The following is a 19540-nucleotide window of genomic DNA, read 5'->3' as shown; positions in this document are numbered from 1 at the left end:
ATGGTTTTATCCTTTTTTTAGCGGAATCCTTTGTCGATAGGTGACCAGCCGCCATAGCCATTCCATAGGCCCTCGTTGAAACTTCCATAGCCACCATTCACTAGCTACTACTTGCATCAGATATATACTGATGACGATGAAGACACATGTACTTAAGGAAACATTACCATATAAACCAAGCCCGTAGCTATAAAAAATGATGGAACTAACTATGGACTGAGTTAAATAATTAGTAAGTGACATTTTTCCAGTAGCGGCGAATGGGTGCCCAAACCGATGGATGGGCTTAAACGATACCATCCACACGATGAATGCCCCATAGCCAATTGCTAATATAGGCCCGCCAAATATATCTTGGACATACATCCATACATAGTTGCCCTCAAAAGCATAAGGAGTCATTTTTAACAGGAAACCAATGGTCATACATATGATTGATGTGATCCCCCAATGTGTTCTCCATTCTACAACCTTTTCGACCCATCTGTATTTTCCGACAGCCGCTCCAAAAAGCATAAACGGAAATATCGTGGATACTAACATAATGATCGATTGAGGTCCATTGACGTAATACCAATCCATCCAACGCTGGCGAGTAATTTCCATAAATGAACCAGTAGTATACACTTCAATCGATTGCTTAACATTTTCGATATCCGTCCATATCGTCACTTTGTATGGATTGACTAATGATACTCCATATAAAGAAACAAATAATAAGCCATTAATTAAAAAGAATAATAACCCACTCGTCCATAAAAGTGCCTTTGGTGAAACTTTGATGAAAAGAATGGTGAACAATCCAATTAACGCGTACGTAATCAAAATATCTCCAAACCAAACAAACGTTACGTGTAATATACCAATCAACAACATCATCAATAACCGTCTTGTTGCGATTGAATAAAAGGGCACCCCACGTTTGATCGAGCGTTCATACAGCATATATAGTCCCATACCAAACATCATTGCAAATAACGGATAAAAACTTCCTTGAACTAAAATATCAATCCACCGAAATACTTTGCTATCCCCATAGTCCCACCATTCGTACGGATTCGTATACATTATTGGGGAGTGGAAAGATAAAATATTGACAAGAAAAATACCTAACAGCGACATCCCTCGGATCACGTCTAACGAAAGAATTCGCTCGTTCGTTTGCAATGGTTTCAAATGATTCATTTCTTTTCATCCTTTTCATAATCTTTTCTACATTCATAGGCGTATTTATCACACATCAACAACATCATCATACTATAAAACTAGAAAATGTATATAAGGATGTGAACGGTCATGCCAGCCTTAGTCGGTGCCGTTCAAGTTATCAGCATTGGTACTGGAGGGGTTTTTAATATCGGCGATGTGTTCCAAATACAACCGTTATCCTCTGCCAAAACCTACTCTGGCGCTGGTTCATTTAATACTGGTGACGGCTTAAACGTATACAATCATCAATCTGCAACGAATACGTTCGATCCGGACGTTGTAGACCAAGCAAATGCCTTTAATGTTTAATAAACGCAGGTGAACATCATGAACATTTATGTTACGCAAACGATCAATATCCACTCGATAAAAATTGGCAGCGTGAGCAACTCTTCAGTATTTCAAATCGGAACATCGGGAATTATCAAGCCTGCCTCCTATTTATACAATACCGGGGGATTTATCAAGCCCGCCCCTAGGCCGAAAACATTAAACGGACCGGTTCCAATAAGTCCGATCGCCCAACCACTTGTTCCATTCAATCCCTAGTTAGTCCCCCTCTTCCAATAAAAAGGGAGGTGAAAGGATGGACTGGTACAACCAAATTACAAATATACAACAATGGATTCAAAAACAGCATAAACAAATTCAAACTTTAGAAAAAGAAATTGATAAGTTAAAAAACCAAATCAAACAAATGAAAGAATCACCTGCCATCAATATCGAGAAAATAGAATATAAATTTGATCAACTGAAGATCGAACGATTAGACGGCACATTAAATATCGGTCTTACACCAAATGGACTATCTGAGATTGAAGAATTAGCTGTTCCGAATGGTGGGTTTCCACATCAAACTGTTTTTTATCGCCAGTCAGAAGCCATCTTGGATCGCCTTCAACAAACGATTGATCACGATATTGAATCGATTATTCAACAACACGAACAACAAATGGAAAAGCCATTAGATTCTCACATCCATCAACTTATTAAAGACGATATTAAAAAACAGCTTCCACAACGGATCAATTATCACCTACAAACACTGATGATGGGCCAATCCCGAGATTACAACGAACAGCAACTTGAACAAGAATTGCTACAAAAAATTATGAATGATATCCGACAAGGAGTTTATCATTTTATTTCTCACTTCCCACAAAACATGAAAGGAGTTTCTGACAAATGAATTTGCATGTTGAAAATCACGGCATAAACGTTGGATCGGTACGAGTGATCGGAGTATCGAGTTCCGGCTTATTGTTAGTCGGCGATGCTGAAACGATTCAACTCGCTGCCACCTTTGATACACCACCCGAATCATTAATCATTGGTCCCTTTGTTCCATTGGCCCCAGAGTGATGCCTATGTATAAACGATATTCGATTGTGGATTCAGTTGAAGCCAACATCGTATCCTTCGCTTCCGTTTTTGAAATCGGAGACTCCAACCGCATTTTACCTCGGGCAAACGTGTTAGCTGTCCAACGTGAAAAAGAGCTATTCTTTGGAAACGAAGGGAACTTTGCGCAATTTTCAGTCTTCAACGAACCAATCCCCTTCCCCCCTATTACAGAAAAGGTTACGATGTTAAAAAATGATCTAAATCCTGTCATTCATGTTAGAAATATCAACATTTTAGGTGTCTCTACATCATCTGTTTTTCATATTGGCAGTACTTGCTTTATTTCTTCAGAAGCAAGAATCAAGCATATTCGCCAATTATTAAGTGAATGAACTCTTTCTGTTTAACTGCATACACTATCACTAGATAACATATGAAAAGGATGTTTTTCATGCCAGCTATTGTCGGTCCTGTTCAAATTTTAAATGTTGGTGGAGGCACAGTCCAGTTTGGTGACGCGGCGGTTATCTCTCCTAAAAGCGCCTCAAAATCAACTAGTGGATCTGGTGGTTTTAATACCGGTGCGTTTATCGGGACAGTAACTGGATTTAGTGTAAACACAACGTTCGATTGCAATGTCATTGACCAGCCAATTACAGGAAATAATTAACAGGAGAAAGGAAGAAACCCTTTCTCCTGTTTTTACTTCCTACTGTACCGAAACCACTATTATAAAGAAAGTAAATGTCCACCGTCAAAGAAATATAAATACTTTTCTATTATTGGTTGTTGTACAATCTGCTCTACTGCTTGGGCATATAAGGCGATTTGCGTCTCGTATCGTTTTTGCAGAATTGGTTTTGCCTCCGCAAATCCTCCTAGAAAACGATCCGTAATGGCATCGGTCTTATAATCGAGCAAAATCAATTGATCCTTTTCTTTTATTAAACAGTCAATAACTCCTTGAACTAAAATGGTTTCCGAATCCCCTTGCCAATCCGGATAAATGTCAGTAGCTGGAACTCCAAAACTAAATGGGATTTCTCGAAGTACATGATCGGCTTGCAAGATCCGTTTACCAATTTCTGTATTAAAAAACGTAAGAATTTGATAAGGGTCAATAACAGCCTTTTGTTCTTCTGATAATATTTCACGTCGAACTAAATCATAAAGAAGTTCTTCAATGGAAGAAATGGTTGGCTGTTCAGAAAGGGAAATATGCTGCATGACGACGTGCATCGCGGTTCCCTTTTCAGCCGGCGTTAATTTCTTTTCTTGTAAGAAAAGCGGGCGCTTAAAAATCGCCTTTTGCTTCATTTTACGCTGTTTCCATTGGTCACTACCCAACTCATCTTTCCATTCAAACAGTCGTTTTATTTCGGATACCGATTGTTTAGAACGATGTTTCGTTGCCGCCACATGGGTATATTGCCATTCCAAGCGAGTGTAAATGTCGTTTTTCCATAGGGAGGTAACGTCGATTGGTTTTCCGTTTTGTACAAGCGTTTCCCAATGAACCGCTTCTTCTTGTTCCTGTTCACCAGTATCGTTAAATTGTTGCTTGTTCACTAATTGAACTTGCCACTTGGAAGGATGTTGACGAATCTCATCAGCCAAACCGATTGCATCTTCTTGAATAAGGATTCGTCCATCAAGATGTCGAACAAGAGCCGGTCCAATCCAATCTAAATAGCAATTCGCCTTGGCTCGATCGTAATCATTTAATAGCCAAGAAGACGTTTGTAACGCATGTTTCCATGACTGTAAACTCTTTTCGGCTTTTTTCAAACTGCCAACAAGGATTAATTTTTCCTTCGCCCGTGTTAACGCTACATACAAAATACGCATTTCTTCAGCAATGAGCTCCATCCATTTTTTCCGTTTTAACGCAAGCTGCGGAAGTGACGGATACGAAATTCGTTTGTCGGGATGAATATAAGGACTAGCAAAACCATAATCTTTATCCAATAAATAGCCATTCATGATGTCCATTTTATTAAACGGTTTGCCTAATCCCGCGACAAACACAATCGGAAATTCTAACCCTTTGCTGGAGTGTATAGTCATTAAACGAACGACATCCTCTTGCTCACCTAACGCCCGAGCAGCTCCTAAATCGTCTCCGCGGTCTCTCATTCGTTCAATAAAGCGTAAAAACCGGAATAATCCTCGAAACGATGTGGCTTCGTATTGTTTCGCCCGATCATACAGCGCGCGAAGGTTCGCTTGCCGTTGCTTACCTCCAGGAAGCCCTCCAACAAAATCATAAAAGCGCGTATCTCGATATAATTGCCATATCAGTTCCGATAACGTCCCTTGACGAGCAATGGTTCGCCACTGTTCAAACTGTCGCAGAAAACGGTCTAGTTTTTCGTGAACGTATGGACCTTCTTGTTCTCGTAATTCGACAAACTGCTTTGCCGCTTCATAAAAACTTCCTTTTTTCGAATGAATGCGAATTTGCGCCAATTGTTCTTCATCTAGCCCGACAATCGGTGACCGGAGAACAGCGGCAAACGGAATATCTTGATAGGGATTATCAATGATTTGTAGCAACGACAGCATAATTGATACTTCGGTTGCTTCAAAATAACCCGTTGACAAATTCGCGTATAATGGAATGCCTTCCTTTTTAAACTCTTCCATAATGGTTGGCGCCCATGGCATCGAGCGTAGCAATATGACTATATCTTTATAACGAATCGGGCGGTACGTCTTTGTTTTCGGATCAAAAATCGGATGTTCTTGTTCGATCAGTTCTTTCACTTTTTTGGCCATCAAACGGGCTTCAACTTGAGATTGTTCTAACTCGACTTGATCCAATATATCCGATGACTCGCTTCCTTCTTCTTCATGACCACTCGTCTCATCCGCGTGGTCAATCAAAATGACCTCTACCGGATAATCGTCGTCAGGATACGGTGCTCCTTTTACTAACTCCGCTTGCTTGTCGTACTCGATTTCCCCAACTGTCGTCCCCATAATTTGTTTAAAAAGAAAGTTCGTCCCATCTAACACTTCTTTACGGCTTCGGAAGTTTTTCGCTAAATCAATCCGTAGTCCGCTGTCTTTACCATCCGTCCGAAAGCGACGGTACTTGCTTAAAAACAAATTCGGTTCAGCTAAGCGGAAACGGTAAATCGACTGTTTGACGTCGCCAACCATAAATAAATTTCCTTTTTCTGATTTGACTAACTGAAGAATGGCTTCCTGAACCATGTTCGTATCTTGATATTCATCTACTAAAACTTCTTTAAATTTGTATCGATAGCTCATCGCCGCCTCCGAAGGAAGCAGCTCTCCCTCTTTCGCCTGTGGGTCACGTAAAATCGCTAAACAGTAGTGCTCTAAATCGTTAAAATCGACAAGCCCTTTTTCTCTTTTCGCTTCCGTAAAACGCACGTGAAACTTCTTCACCAAAGTGACTAATTCGGCAATAATCGGTTTCATTTCTCGCATATCGCGTAAGAAAAATTCGGGCTTCCGTGAAAATAAATCGGTTTTCAGCTTTTCGAGCATTCCTTTCGCTTTTTTACGTAGAGAATCACAATAGTCAACTAGCTCTTTATCGTATTCGTCTCCTCGACACGATTTTGCCCGAGTAAATTTCCAAGCTTGCATTTCTACATATAGGTCTTCCCAAGAAGAATGTAAAGCTCGCTCAAGCCGTTCTATTATTTGTAAATCGTCGAGATAATTTTCCGCACGTGGCGCAGGTCCCCCTGGTTTTTTCGTTCCTTCGTATGCTTCTTGGAGGAATCGTTTTGCGCCTTCAAGCTGTAACTGCACATCTCTTTTCAAATAATCTATAAATGGCAAGTCATCAATCGTCGTTTTTTCTTGTACGTCATACATGTTTATTAGTTGGTCGAGCCAACGGTCCGGTACAGGATGCGAACGGGAAAAGTCATAAATTTTTCGCACTAACGTTTGTAGCTCGACATCGCTTCGGTCATTAGAGAACGTATCCACTAACCGATAAAATCCGTCGTTTCCTTCTTTTCCATACTCATCTTCCATTAATTCGTCTAACACATCGTCCCGAATCAATTCTGCTTCTGTTTCATCGGCGATCCGAAAACTTGGGTCAATATCAATTAAGTAGTAGTATTTTCGAATTACTTCTAAGCAAAAGGAATGCAGTGTTGAAATGGACGCTTTATTGACAAGCGATAATTGGCGTCTGAGATGGGCCGAGTGCGGACGTTCAGCAATCGCTTTTTCCAATGCTTCCCGAATGCGGTGGCGCATTTCTGCGGCCGAAGCATTCGTAAATGTCACCACGAGCAGTTGATCGACATCAATGGGATCTTTTTCTGCTAAGATTTTCTGAATAATACGCTCAACTAAGACCGCCGTTTTTCCTGAACCAGCAGCCGCTGCTACTAAAATATCTCTCCCAGAAGCATAAATGGCCTTCCATTGGTCATCTGTCCAGGTGACCTCTTCTGGTTTAATCGGAATGTTCAGCTGGTCCATTACCTAAGACCTCCTCTCGAATGACTTCCATCATCTCGTTCTTTTTCTTTGGTACTAGAATTCGGTAGTTGTTTTCTTCAAACGCTTGATCAAATTGACACACCTGTTTAAAGGAACAATATTGACACGGTGTCCGATCTTTTAATTTGTATGGGGACAAATCGGTTACTCCTGATACGATTTGATTACCCGCTTTTTGGTACAGTCGACGAACGAATTGGCGTAAATGATAAAAGTCTTCTTTGCTCGCTGCTTTTGAAAAATAGTCAGATACCGTTCCATTTTTATTTAAACGAACAGGAACAATATGCGAGTCACCTGCTTCAATCGTTTCGTCCATTAATCGAATCGCGTCCGTGTCGTTCACAACAAGTCCGTTCATCTTAAAGCGTTTAAAGAGTTCACGTTCCAACTCTTCATCCGATAACCATTTGTTCGTTTTTACCATCGGGTTGTGTACGTGGAAATACAGCACCCCGGCTGGTAACGCTTGTTTACCAATAAGTTCTTCTGAATGAGAAACGACAATATCTAAGTACGTTAACATTTGAAGGGCTAACCCATAATACACTTCGGTTAAATCAATTTCTTTTGCACTCGACTTATAGTCAATAATCCGTAAGTAAATGTTGTCGCCATTTTCCGCTTTGTCCACCCGGTCAATACGTCCCGTCAATTCCATTTTTGTCCCATTTTTTAGCGTAAAGGAAAATGGTGGTAGCGGCTCATTTCTACCAAAACCTAATTCTAATCCAATCGGTGCAAACCCACTCGCTTTCGCATGCTCGCTTAACACATACGACGCTTTAGACACGATTTGCTCTAGCTTTCTTTTAATATAGTGATGGCGATTAGAGCTTAATAAGATTTGATGTTGTAGTTTCGGTGCTAAAAAGGCAATCGCTTGTCTCGCCATATCCGCGCACTGTTCTTTCGTTAATTGCTTCCATGATAAGTTTTGGCGATTAATTTCTTCAGCAATCCACTTTAACGCTCCATGGAACATTTCACCGATATCTGGTGCTTCTAATCGATAAATTTCACGTTCTTTTAATTTCAGTCCATACGTTGCAAAATGGGCAAACGGGCAACTATGGAAGCGCTCCATCCGGGATACACTCGCTAAAATCGTGTCCCCGTAAAGAGATTTGCTCGTTTCTTCCGACAATCGTTTCGGGCGATTTTGATAAAATAAGCTCGATAAAATGTGCGTGGCTTTCTCTTTCCAATTCGTAGTCGTTACGTAATAGTTATATACATCCCACCAAAAGTCCGCCATTGGATAGTTCCGTTTTTTAAGCTGCAACTGGCTTGTTAAGTACGCAATCGCCGTGTTGGGATGAGAAACATAGCTAAGTTGGTCCTCAGAGCGTAATTCAGACGGGTCATTCACGACTACTTGCTCTTCTAATTGTGGGAACATCTCATGGAATTTTTTCAAATACGGCGAAGGTAAAAGCGCCCTCCCTTCTTCATCCGCTATAGGATACGAAATGTACAACCGCTCTTCTGGAGTCGTAAACGCGATATAAGCAATAAACTCCTCGTCTAAGAGCTTCATTTTACTGCTTGGGGCAATTTTCAATCCGTTTGTTAACAACCATTCCCGGTCCTCATCTTGCAAAATGCCATCATCGTCCAATTTCGCTGGTAAAACACCGTCGTTTAATCCGATGACAAAGGCCACTTTCACGTGGGACAAGCGGGATTGTTCCATATTCGCTACCAATACTTGGTCCATCGCTGGTGGAACTAATGAAAACCGCATGGATTCGAGTCCAGCATCTAATACAGTAATAAATTTCTTTAATGACATCTCATCCGTTCCTAAAATTTCTACAAGTTGGTCGAGTAAGTCAATGACCGCATCCCATGCTTGTTGATGCTCGCGACTTTTTACTAAATCTCCTCGCTCGGTCGCTTCAAAGCTCATCTTTTCTAGTTTAGCTGGAATATCTAACTCTTCTAAATATAAATACAAGCTGGCGCACTTGTCACGAACGGTGGTTGCTTTTTTCAGGCGACGCGCTAGACGTAAAATTGGGGCGGTAATAAACAAACGCAACTCATTTAACTCATGTTCGATTTTCTTTTCTTCATCCGTTTGCGGAACTTCTTCGATTCCTCGAAATCTTCGATAAATCCACCGCTTCCTGCTCGTCCATTGCTCTCCTTTAATGCCATAAGCCAAAACATAGTTTTCTAGACGGTCCATTTTTTCCCGTAGTTCTTTTTTATTGCTTTGTAGTGGGAACAGCAAATCGGTTTTTACCGCTCGGAAAATCGGCTCATAACGCCAATGACTTTGAATCGTTTCTAGCGTAGAACGTAACAGTTCAATTAATGGATGGGTGTGCATCGGCCGCTTTTGGTCAATAAAGTACGGAATATCATAATCGAAAAAAATCGTTTCTAGTAAATCTTGATACACATTCCCATTTCGAATGAGTAGAGCGATGTCTTGATAGCGGTAACCATGTTGAGAGACGAGCGCTCGAATTTCTCGGGCTACAGCTTCAATTTCCGCCCGGCGATTTGCTCCTTGAATCACACGGATGCCATTTACTACTTTTTCGTATGGAACGGTTGGCCGGTGCTCAAATTGACTTTCGAGATGTTGGAGTTCTTCCTGTCGAAAGCGCTTTGGTGAAGTTAAAATGACTGGTTCTTCCACACGAATTCCTTCTTGAATCGCCATCGTATAAAGGGTTTGATACGTTTCCCCAGTCATTCGGAATAAATGTAAATCATGCGGAGGTTCGGCTGTATACGGTTGGTCCACCGTTAAGGCAATTGAAACTCGACGACACGTCTTCATCAGCTGTTGGATGACTAAGTATTCTTGTGGCGTAAAACTATGGAACCCATCAATATAAATATCCGCTCGTTGTAATTCTTCAGACTGTTCGATGGATTCAGCTAATAACCGGAAATAATCTTCACTATCAATATATTTGTTCACTAATCGCTGTTCGAACTCCTCATAGATTTTGTGTAAATCGTGCAGTTTATCTGCTAAGCTATGATTCTTGTTTTCTGATAATGTCTCTTTTTTGACGAACAATTCTTCCGGCTGTACACAATATCGTCGAAATTCGGTGAGCATCGTTTCCACTTGTTGAACAAAACCGGACTGATCAGCTGCTTGGCGAAAGAGCTTGAGCTCGTCTTTTTTGTCCTCAATAATTTTTCGAATAAGCATGTTTAATCCGGTTGAAGTTAAATGGTAGCGATTGATCCCACCTGTTTGTTGTAAAATGCGCCAGGCGAGGCGGGAAAAACTATATACTTGAGCGCGAATCATTCCGGCAATTTCCGGAGATTTCACTAATTGATATTCGGATAAAAACGTCATCTGATCTGGCACTAAATAAATAATCGGGTCGCCCATCGGCTCTTCTTTTAGTTGATCAACAATTTCTCGAAGAAATAACGTCGATTTTCCCGTTCCAGAACGCCCAATCACAAACCGTACGGCCATTCCTCTCTCTCCTTTCCAACTCTAACAATCAGCGCTCTTTTTAGTTGATAGGTCTATTATAATATACAATTTTAGTTAAAGGGACAGTCCCGCGCCACGGTAAAGCTTTAAAGTGGCGCGGGACTGTCCCTCATTACTTTACATTATTGAGGTGTGTACACTTTCTTTTTACTTTCGATCATGATGGTTAAGCTGATTAATGTTACTAAAATGGTGGCACCCATATCGGATAGGATGGCGATCCATAAGGTGAGCCATCCGGGTATGGTAAGCAGTAACGCGATTAGCTTTAATCCTAAGGCGAGAGCGATGTTTATTTTAATGATTTTATTTACTTTTTTTGAAATACGGATGGCAGCTGGCAGCTTTCCTAAATGGTCTTGCATTAAAACGATATCCGCCGTTTCAATCGCACTATCTGTTCCTTTCCCCATTGCAATTCCTAAATCGGCTGTTGCGAGGGCTGGCGCATCATTAATCCCATCTCCTACCATCGCCACTTTTCCGTTTTTAATGAGCTCTTTGACTTTGGAGACTTTCTCGTCAGGTAAAAGATTAGCATAAAAATTCGTTAACCCTACTTGATTGGCAACCTTTTCAGCCGTCTTGTGATGATCCCCGGTTAACATGACAGCCTTTTTTATTCCAACTGAGTACAAATCGTTAATAATATGTTTACTTTCTTCTCGAATTTCATCGGTAATTCCAAATAGCCCTAATACTTTTTCATTATCCGAAACAATCACAATTGTGTATCCATCATTTTTAAGTTGGTTAATCGTTTCTAATATCTCTTTAGGTATTGGAAAATTTACACTTTTCTCATTTCCTACTTTGTATGTGACACCATCTATGACAGCTGACACACCTTGACCAGTAATTGTTCGAATTTCTTCTAGTTCTGCATAAGAAATATTTTGTTCACTCAATTTTTCTGTAATTGCCTTGGCAATCGGATGAGAAGAATACTTTTCAATGGATCCAGCGATGTAATAAAACTTTTCTTCATCATAAACATACATTTTCTCCACATAAGGACGTCCCTTTGTTAATGTTCCTGTCTTATCAAAAGCGATCGTATCAATTTTTCCAAGTTGTTCGAGGAATACGCCACCTTTTACAAGGATTCCATTCTTAGCATTCCGCGTAATTCCTGAAATGATCGCAATTGGAGATGATAGGACTAATGCACAAGGACAACCTACTATGAGTACAGCTAACCCTTGGTAAAACCATGATTCCCAATCTCCCCCAAAAAAGAGAGGAGGTATGAGCATGACAATAACTGAAATCACCATAATAAGAGGTGTATAATATTTGGCAAATTGATTAATAAATTTCTCTGTTGGCGTCTTTGTTTCTTGCGCTTCTTCTACTAAATGAAGAATTTTGGCCAAGGAGGAATCTTTGTAAGCTTTTGTAATTCTTACTTTAAGAACTCCTTCATTATTAATACTTCCCCCAAGGACTTGTTCATTTGGTTCTTTTTCTACTGGCATCGATTCTCCAGTGATTGCCGCTTCGTTGACTGAACTTTTCCCTGATACGACCACTCCATCAGAAGGAACCGTTTGTCCTGTTTTTACAAGCACTAAGTCTCCTTCTTTTATCGTGTCGATTGAGACTACTTTTTCTTGACCATTCTCGATTAAAATCGCTTCTTTAGGAGCTACTTTTAATAACTCCTCCATCGATCTTCTTGCCTTTTCCATACCCATCCCTTCAAGTAATTCATTGACACCAAATAGGATGGCGACTAACGTTCCTTCTTTCCACTCTCCGATTCCAAAAGCGCCGACTAAAGCAATCGTCATTAACGTATCAATATTAAATTTGAGTTTTAAGAGGTTTTTAGCCCCTTTTAAAAAGGTTTGATATCCACTGGCAGCCGCAGCAACTAAATACATGATGGGAGGGATACTGTTATCAAGCTGTGTATCGACGAAAATCGCGGTAATAAAAATGAACGTAGACACTGCAAGCAACAGCTTCATTCGATAATTATTAGGATGGGAATGCGCACCATTTTTTTCAGAGCGATTCCATTCATCATCTTTTATGATAAACGCACCATCAGAAGACAAAATTTTCTCTACTTTTCGCAAATCAACCCCATCATTTAAAACAAGCTTGCTACTATGATAAAAAATTCTTGATCCTTTCCCGTTTTTTAATTTATTTATTTCTTGTTCCATTTCCCTAGCACAGTTGGCACAAGAGAGCCCTTTGATTTTATATTCGTTCATTACTAGCCCTCCAAACGTTAATGATGTCTTGCGTGATGGATGGTTTGCTGTAACATTGTCATTACATGATCATCATCAGCTGAATAATAAAGTGTGGTTCCTTCTCGTCTAAACTTCACTAAGCGCAAATTTTTTAAAAACCGTAATTGATGAGAAACAGTTGATTGTAAAAGCGATAATTTCTCGGCTATTTCATTTACAGAATGCTCTTTTTGCGCTAGTAAATGCAATATTCTTACCCTCGTTGGCTCAGATAAAGCTTTAAATGTTTGGGTGACAATAAACAACGTTTCCTCGTCAATCGATTCAAATTCTTCATTTGAAGTTTGGCTTTCATTTTTCAATTCGACATCTTTATAATTTTTTGTCATCGTATCACTCCTACTACACTTCAATATATGAAAATATGTTCATATATTGCAAGTTAATAATAAAAAAATATCCTGTTTTTGTCAAACAAACTTAGTTCTTACTTTATAAAAAGATGGTAAATCGCATACAATAAGGTGCCTAAAGCAACTCCAACAATCCAACCTGTCATATGCAAATTTACATATTCATTAATCGTTCCTATGTAAACAGATCCATAAAAACAAAAGGTCATTATAAATAATGAAAAGATAAATTTAACCCATGCTCGTCGCATGCCTTTACTTAGAATGGCCATCATTGCCCCTCCTTCTGCCAAATGGTGTAAAAATATTCCTTTCAATTGTGTTTGAGCGAAATGGAAATCAATTTTTGAAAGTACTCCGATTGAGATTCCAGTTGGGACACTATGAAAAATAAAACCTACCAATAATACGATGAAAGGGAAGTTACCCATTTTAGATGTCACTTGATTTTTAAGTATGTGCTCAAAGGTCAAAAAGCCAGTTACAGCAGTTACACATCCAATAAATACACCAAGAAAGTGGAATTCCTTAACAATATGCGGGATGTATTCCACTACAAGTAATAACAGCATACCACTACCCATCACCATGGTTATCATTCTCTCGTCCCTTGCAAAAAATAAAATGGTAAAAAAAGTGACCACCGCTCCTAACAATAAAGGGAATGTCACATATAATAGGACATAACCTACCATCACTTCACCACCTTGAACCCACACTTAACGGGCAGGTTTATTCTGTTTATTCATATTCTAAGCTAGGACAAATATGTGTTGAAAACAGTTGAACAAACAAAATCCCCGGTACATTGATACCGGGGGTTACGTTACTTAAAACGTCATATCTATTTCGTTTAACGGCCAGTAGCGAACATTTACTGTCCCAATTAGTTGGTCGATATCGACAAATCCAAAATGGCGGCTGTCGTAGCTTTTTCTACGGTTGTCACCTAAGACGAATACTTTTCCTTCTGGAACGATTTTTTCTCCGGTTAGCTCTTCCAAGGTAAAATCTCCAGTCAACTTGCCGCTCGTCGACTTCTTATATTTTTCCAAATAAGGCTCCTCAAATTTTTTTCCGTTCACATACAACGTATCGTCTACATATTGAATCCGATCTCCTGGAAGTCCGATGATACGTTTCACATAATTATCATCATTATGATGAAACACAACTACATCAAATCGTTCCAAATCTAATAAACGTACTCCAATTTTATTGACCATTAATTTATTGCCATCATCTAACGTCGGCATCATGGATTTCCCTTCGACAACATAGCTTGAAAACAAAAACGTCCGAATGATAAAAACAATGATAATTCCAAGTCCAATGGCTTTCCCCCACTCGACCAGCTCCACTTTCCATTGTTCCTTCATCATTTCACTCTCCATTGAATCACTAGTCATTATGAACGTAGTTTTCTCTCACTATTTACTTGTATTTTTTTCTCGATTCCCTTACCAACTAACCACAATATAAAAATGATAATAATAACAACGACCGTTTTAAATGGTTGGCGAATTAAAGAAATGACATCATGTCCGATAAAACTAATGGTAAAAATCATCACCATTTTTCCTGCCAACACGGCAATCATATATTGAAAAAAGTGAATATTAGACAATCCAGCGACAATATTGATTAAGGCTGAAGGGGTAAACGGAAAACAAAGAACTAAGAAAAGAGGACCGAATCCGTGGTCTTCCACCCAGTTCATTAACTTTTTTACTTTTTTATGACGGTGGATAAACGCTACGATCCGCTGTTGCCCATATGTTCGTACGATTAAAAAAACAAGTAAGGCTCCCGAACAAGCCCCCACCCAGGAGATGAGAAACCCGAGCCAAAGGCCAAACGCACTTGCATTGGCCATAACAAATAAAAAAAGAGGTAAAAAAGGCAAAAAAGCTTCCAAAAACACTAAGAGAAATCCTGGAAACACACCGAACGAACGATAGTCTTGGATCCATTCCATCACTTGTTCTAAAGTTAATAAAGCTTTAATTGCTTCCATATCCATTGAGTATGTTTCTCCTTCATGACTTTGACCTATTATTCCATTTTTTGGTTTAATCTATCCTAAAAGTCCGTCCATTGTAATTAGTATTTTCTTTTTTCAATAGGCTATGTTATATGTCATTGTTGATTTTTAAAAAGTTATTCACACGGCGGCGACTCCAGCGGGAACAATAAGACAAGCAAGACCCTTACTTAGCGTTGCGAGGGAAGCGGCTTGCACCTTGCCCGCGGAAAGCGTCCGCCACAAGCGAAATGTATACATATCAACAGTATCGTTTAACAGACATTCATGCCAAGTGCCATTGGCACATCGATGAATAAAATAACAGCAAAAGTTATCCACAGTTATTTTAGGGTAGAGCCTTTTAATAAAACTTGTGTGCGAAATATCCGGCGCATTCTTTCCAGTTGTTTCATTTGCAGTATACCATATTTTCGTCCAAAGAGGCTTGGGGATACATTGAAATAACCGCAAGAAATGATTCTTGCGGTAAAGGTAATGCTGAAACGAATCGTAAATCACTATGAAGTCGTTTGGTGTGCAGTGACGGTTTTCCACTGGGAGATTAATCGTGGTTCGATTCCCCTTTTAAAATGAAAATCACAGTTCTGCTTGTTCAATTAGGCAGCGCAAATCAATGTCAGGGACGTGAGGAAAATGAGAAAATACCTTTCAGATTTTCAATCTATAAAGAGGGAAATAATTACTTTGTCCGCTAAATGAAAGATTCTTTAATACCTTTTGAGATAATTCATTGTAGATTTTTTCGTCAAAGATGTTTTTAGCCATATAGTAATAATAGTTATTATTATTTGTAAACGAAGCCTTAAATTTAAAAAGATTATCATTTTCTTGGTATCCGCCGCCTAAATGAAGAGCTTTTAGTCCAAGAGATTTCGAGAGTTCTACCATCGCATCAAATAACAAGTTATTCGGTCTTAAAGGGAGGTATTCTGTTTTGGAGGCACCTAAATGATAATGGGCATAATCCTTTCCAATCAGTAAAATGATACCAGCAATGATTTGCTCCTTATATTTTGCAATTAGAAGGTATGTTTTACTGAGCATGGTTTCATCCATTTGGCGGTAAAAATAGGATTTATCAAAATAGTAATAGCTTGAGGCATTGTTACGATCCATCGTTTCATAATATAAATCCCTAAAAACTTCTATATCATCTTTATTCTTTGAAACCAATGCTTGAACTCCTTCTTTATTGGCTTTTTTAATATTTCTTTTATTGTTAGATGCGTAATTTTTTCTAATTTCTTCTAATGAAAGAGTCAAGTTTACTGCTGTTGTTTTTCGGATATAATCTACAGTCATTACATCCTTCATATATTCATGATTTTTCAGTAAAGGATGAAATCTAATAGTTTCAGTAATGATGTTATGATCGATACAATCCCTCTTAAATTGGCTGTAGAATGGTGTAATGACACTTCGATCCCCATCTAATACCGGACCGCCATAACCGTATGGAGTTACGATATCATAATATCCTTCCTTTAAGGGAATCTTTCGTTTAATAAATGGATAAAATACTTTTCCGTCCTTATTTTCATAATAAACGGCTTCCGGTACCCCTTCTTCTACATCAGCAAATAAATGGACGTATTCCTTTGAATAATAAACATCTAATATAGGAAATTTTTCTATATACGTGTTCCAATTATCATGTACACTTAATTTTACCATTTTTCCAGACACCTATGTTTCACCACCTAACACTTTATTATTCGGTAGGAGACAGTAGAGACCACATAACATTACCTCTGTTGATGTAGTGTAGTGTGTATGTGGTTTCTTTTTTTAGGACTATTGGGACCTACAATGGGTCCACAAAGCTTGTACAATAGAGGCCTCCGTATGAAGTGAAGTTAGTTGCTGAAGTTGGTAAAAAACGTGCGATCGTTTTAAAACACCACACCTAAATGTATACTTCTTCCAATTTTTCAGAAAGGAATATTCAGCAAATTTAGAACATCTAATGAACTTCAATTAATGATTATCTTGCGGGCATAAAAAAGGAGAACGAAAAACGAGGTTGAATGTGGAACAAACATTGAAAAAGAACCTCTTTTAAAACGGGTAGAATAATAGTGGTGAGGAATTCTGTCACATATCGAAACCGACGATGCCTCTTGACGAGTGAAGTCATAAAGAACCAGTTATTCAATATAAGATGACATACTTGGAGTAGAGTGAAGAGGAACAAAATCGTTATCAAAAGAAGTAAAACTAATCTACACGATGCAGTTTAAAATGGTTAATCTCGAGAGATTTACGACTACGAATTAGTTGAAATCATATAGATTTATTTTAACTATAAACTATTTATTCTAATTAACCAGTCATCACTTTTTCCACTTTCAATGCGGTTATTGGTTAACACGTATGCCGTGTTACCATCAAACGTAATGTTCCTTAACCGTCCCAATCCACTTAAAACGACGGTCTCTTGTTTGTTAGAAAGATTGAACTTGCGAATTTGAGCCCCTCTTAGACAAGCCGCATAAAGAGCACCGTTATAATATGCCAGTCCTGAAGGAGCCCATGTACTGTCACCAGATTGGAATAAAGGACTTTCCATCCCGTCTCTCGTTTGATTTCCAAAAATCAAAGGCCATCCATAATTTTTTCCTGGTAAAATTTTATTTATTTCATCATGTGCCCGCCAGCCGTTTTCTCCAGAAGGGCCATGTTCGGAACTATATAATTGTCCACCTTGATCCCAGGTTAAGCCCTGTGGGTTTCGATGACCATAGGAATAGATATACGAGTCGGGAAACGGATTATCAATAGGAATCGTTCCATCAAGATTCATTCGTAAAATTTTACCGGCAAGGCTTTTTACATCCTGGGCGAGTGCTGGAACTCCAGCTTCTCCAGTCGTAACATAAAGTTTTTTGTCAGGACCAATGGCGATTCTTCCGCCATTATGTGTTCGTCCACCTGGAATTCCTGCTACTAACTCTTTTTGTTCAATCCATGATGAACCACTTAATTTTACTGAAATCACGCGGTTATAGATTTTCCCTTGAGCTTCATACGTGTGATACAAATAGGCGGTTTGGTTGGTCCCGAAATTAGGATCCAATACAAAACCTAACAAGCCCCCTTCCCCGATCACTTTTATCTGTTTGGATAAAGTCATTGGTTGGCGAGTCACTGTTCCACCCTTAATAGCTACTAGGTTTCCAGGCCTTTCTGTTACATAGAAGGTACCATTATAAATCTCCATAGACCATGGAATATTTAACCCTCTCGCTACAATTTGATAAGGAGATTGACTTTGATCTGAAACGATAATTGGTATAGGTGTAATTGCGATTCCAGTCGGAGCATCTTTCACCGTGATCGAATCTCCGACTACGGTGTTCGTTCTCGTGTCAATTACCGATACCGTATCGTCTATACTATTCGTCACATAGGCATATCTTCCATTTCGGGTAATCGCAATTCCCTTTGGACCAGCACCTACCTTAATCGGACTTCCTACTACAGTGTTGGTTCTTGTTTCGATCACCGATACCGTATCGTCTATACTATTCGTTACATAGGCAAATCTTCCATTCGGAGTGATCACAATTCCCTTTGGGCCAGCACCTACCGCAATTGGACTTCCTACTACAGTATTGGTTCTTGTCTCAATCACCGATACCGTATCGTCTATACTATTCGTTACATAGGCAAATCTTCCACTTGGAATGATCGCGATCGCATCAGGACCAGTACCTACCACAATTGGACATCCTACTACAGTGTTAGTTTTTGTCTCGATCACCGATACTGTATTGTCTATACTATTCGTTACATAGGCAAATCTTCCACTCGGAGGGATCACAATTCCCTTTGGGGCAGCACCTACCGCAATTGGACTTCCTACTACAGTATTAGTTTTTGTCTCGATCACCGATACCGTATCGTCTATACTATTCGTCACATAGGCAAATCTTCCATTCGGAGTGATCGCAATTTCCTTAGGGCCAGCACCTACTTGAATTGGATTCCCCACTACAGTATTCGTTTTTGTTTCAATCACCGAAACCGTATCGTCACTATAATTCGCCACATAGGCAAATTTTCCGTTCCGTGTTATCGTTATTCCCTTTGGACCAGCACCTACTTCAATTGGATTTCCCACTACGGTGTTCGTTTTCGTTTCGACGACCGAAACCGTATTATCAAACTCATTCGTCACATACGTTACATATACAATGAGAACCATTCTCATTCCTCCATTTACAAATCTCACAAGATAAATATCTGGAAAAGCAAAAGTAAGTTTTATTTTACTTTTCCTATTAACAGTAGCCATAGCTTTGACATTCCCAACCTGGTTTACTTCTATCATTGTTTA

Annotated in this window: 16 protein-coding genes; 6 read left to right on the top strand and 10 right to left on the bottom strand. The window is 39.3% G+C overall.

The genetic code is table 11. The features are described 5' to 3' along the window. Positions 1–6: 6 nt before the first annotated feature. Positions 7–1185 (bottom strand): DUF418 domain-containing protein, encoded by a 1179-nt coding sequence (locus tag H0Z31_11075; GenBank protein ID MBO8177983.1) that lies wholly within the window; start codon positions 1183–1185, stop codon positions 7–9. A gap of 111 nt (positions 1186–1296) precedes the next feature. Between H0Z31_11075 and H0Z31_11070 the strand changes: the two genes are divergently transcribed. From H0Z31_11070 to H0Z31_11045, 6 genes are read left to right on the top strand one after another with little or no spacing between them, the layout of a single operon-like run. Beyond that, the gene (locus H0Z31_11070) at positions 1297–1518 is read left to right on the top strand and encodes a spore germination protein (GenBank protein ID MBO8177982.1); all 222 of its coding nucleotides are present in this window, start codon (positions 1297–1299) and stop codon (positions 1516–1518) included. 18 nt (positions 1519–1536) lie between these two features. Next, the gene (locus H0Z31_11065) at positions 1537–1758 is read left to right on the top strand and encodes a spore gernimation protein (GenBank protein MBO8177981.1); all 222 of its coding nucleotides are present in this window, start codon (positions 1537–1539) and stop codon (positions 1756–1758) included. A gap of 37 nt (positions 1759–1795) precedes the next feature. Beyond that, on the top strand, positions 1796–2398 hold the full coding sequence (locus H0Z31_11060) for a hypothetical protein (protein ID MBO8177980.1): 603 nt from the start codon (positions 1796–1798) through the stop codon (positions 2396–2398). Beyond that, entirely contained in the window at positions 2395–2571 is a 177-nt protein-coding gene (locus H0Z31_11055) for a spore gernimation protein GerPD (protein ID MBO8177979.1), read from the top strand. Before H0Z31_11060 ends, H0Z31_11055 begins: the two co-directional genes overlap by 4 nt. A 5-nt stretch (positions 2572–2576) precedes the next feature. Then, positions 2577–2945 carry a spore germination protein GerPE gene (locus H0Z31_11050; GenBank protein MBO8177978.1) on the top strand — a complete coding sequence of 123 codons (369 nt, stop codon included), beginning with the start codon at positions 2577–2579 and terminating at the stop codon, positions 2943–2945. A 59-nt stretch (positions 2946–3004) separates the two neighbouring features. Next, complete coding sequence (locus tag H0Z31_11045; GenBank protein ID MBO8177977.1) at positions 3005–3223, top strand: spore germination protein; 219 nt, start codon at positions 3005–3007, stop codon at positions 3221–3223. Between the two features lie 59 nt (positions 3224–3282). Here H0Z31_11045 and addA read toward each other — a convergent pair whose 3' ends face one another. From addA to H0Z31_11000, 9 genes are all read right to left on the bottom strand, one after another. Continuing rightward, a complete protein-coding gene (addA, locus tag H0Z31_11040; protein MBO8177976.1) occupies positions 3283–7032 on the bottom strand; it encodes a helicase-exonuclease AddAB subunit AddA in 3750 nt (1249 codons plus the stop codon). Beyond that, on the bottom strand, positions 7007–10513 hold the full coding sequence (gene addB, locus H0Z31_11035) for a helicase-exonuclease AddAB subunit AddB (protein ID MBO8177975.1): 3507 nt from the start codon (positions 10511–10513) through the stop codon (positions 7007–7009). The genes addA and addB overlap by 26 nt, the downstream gene beginning before the upstream one ends. Positions 10514–10656: 143 nt before the next feature. Continuing rightward, positions 10657–12759, bottom strand: a complete 2103-nt coding sequence (gene cadA, locus H0Z31_11030; protein MBO8177974.1) for a cadmium-translocating P-type ATPase — start codon at positions 12757–12759, stop codon at positions 10657–10659. Positions 12760–12776: 17 nt separating this feature from the next. Continuing rightward, complete coding sequence (locus tag H0Z31_11025) at positions 12777–13130, bottom strand: winged helix-turn-helix transcriptional regulator (GenBank protein MBO8177973.1); 354 nt, start codon at positions 13128–13130, stop codon at positions 12777–12779. A gap of 98 nt (positions 13131–13228) precedes the next feature. Beyond that, positions 13229–13849 (bottom strand): hypothetical protein, encoded by a 621-nt coding sequence (locus H0Z31_11020; GenBank protein MBO8177972.1) that lies wholly within the window; start codon positions 13847–13849, stop codon positions 13229–13231. Positions 13850–13984: 135 nt separating this feature from the next. Beyond that, positions 13985–14533, bottom strand: coding sequence for a signal peptidase I (lepB, locus tag H0Z31_11015; GenBank protein ID MBO8177971.1), 549 nt, complete (start codon positions 14531–14533; stop codon positions 13985–13987). Positions 14534–14562: 29 nt separating this feature from the next. After that, complete coding sequence (locus H0Z31_11010) at positions 14563–15177, bottom strand: TVP38/TMEM64 family protein (GenBank protein ID MBO8177970.1); 615 nt, start codon at positions 15175–15177, stop codon at positions 14563–14565. A gap of 672 nt (positions 15178–15849) precedes the next feature. Beyond that, on the bottom strand, positions 15850–16887 hold the full coding sequence (locus H0Z31_11005; protein ID MBO8177969.1) for a GNAT family N-acetyltransferase: 1038 nt from the start codon (positions 16885–16887) through the stop codon (positions 15850–15852). A 616-nt stretch (positions 16888–17503) separates the two neighbouring features. After that, positions 17504–19534: a PQQ-dependent sugar dehydrogenase gene (locus H0Z31_11000; protein MBO8177968.1), complete on the bottom strand. Its 2031-nt coding sequence runs from the start codon at positions 19532–19534 to the stop codon at positions 17504–17506. Positions 19535–19540 lie beyond the last annotated feature (6 nt).

The organism is Bacillus sp. (in: firmicutes) (assembly GCA_017656295.1).
GTDB lineage: Bacteria > Bacillota > Bacilli > Bacillales > JACDOC01 > JACDOC01.
This window is presented reverse-complemented; position numbering and strand designations above follow the sequence as displayed.

Bases quoted from the DNA above. Each gene is read 5' to 3' on its own strand.
- H0Z31_11075 (MBO8177983.1), bottom strand. From the start codon at position 1,185: ATGAATCATTTGAAACCATTGCAAACGAACGAGCGAATTCTTTCGTTA.
- H0Z31_11070 (MBO8177982.1), top strand. From the start codon at position 1,297: ATGCCAGCCTTAGTCGGTGCCGTTCAAGTTATCAGCATTGGTACTGGA.
- H0Z31_11065 (MBO8177981.1), top strand. From the start codon at position 1,537: ATGAACATTTATGTTACGCAAACGATCAATATCCACTCGATAAAAATT.
- H0Z31_11060 (MBO8177980.1), top strand. From the start codon at position 1,796: ATGGACTGGTACAACCAAATTACAAATATACAACAATGGATTCAAAAA.
- H0Z31_11055 (MBO8177979.1), top strand. From the start codon at position 2,395: ATGAATTTGCATGTTGAAAATCACGGCATAAACGTTGGATCGGTACGA.
- H0Z31_11050 (MBO8177978.1), top strand. From the start codon at position 2,577: ATGTATAAACGATATTCGATTGTGGATTCAGTTGAAGCCAACATCGTA.
- H0Z31_11045 (MBO8177977.1), top strand. From the start codon at position 3,005: ATGCCAGCTATTGTCGGTCCTGTTCAAATTTTAAATGTTGGTGGAGGC.
- addA (MBO8177976.1), bottom strand. From the start codon at position 7,032: ATGGACCAGCTGAACATTCCGATTAAACCAGAAGAGGTCACCTGGACA.
- addB (MBO8177975.1), bottom strand. From the start codon at position 10,513: ATGGCCGTACGGTTTGTGATTGGGCGTTCTGGAACGGGAAAATCGACG.
- cadA (MBO8177974.1), bottom strand. From the start codon at position 12,759: ATGAACGAATATAAAATCAAAGGGCTCTCTTGTGCCAACTGTGCTAGG.
- H0Z31_11025 (MBO8177973.1), bottom strand. From the start codon at position 13,130: ATGACAAAAAATTATAAAGATGTCGAATTGAAAAATGAAAGCCAAACT.
- H0Z31_11020 (MBO8177972.1), bottom strand. From the start codon at position 13,849: ATGGTAGGTTATGTCCTATTATATGTGACATTCCCTTTATTGTTAGGA.
- lepB (MBO8177971.1), bottom strand. From the start codon at position 14,533: ATGAAGGAACAATGGAAAGTGGAGCTGGTCGAGTGGGGGAAAGCCATT.
- H0Z31_11010 (MBO8177970.1), bottom strand. From the start codon at position 15,177: ATGGATATGGAAGCAATTAAAGCTTTATTAACTTTAGAACAAGTGATG.
- H0Z31_11000 (MBO8177968.1), bottom strand. From the start codon at position 19,534: ATGATAGAAGTAAACCAGGTTGGGAATGTCAAAGCTATGGCTACTGTT.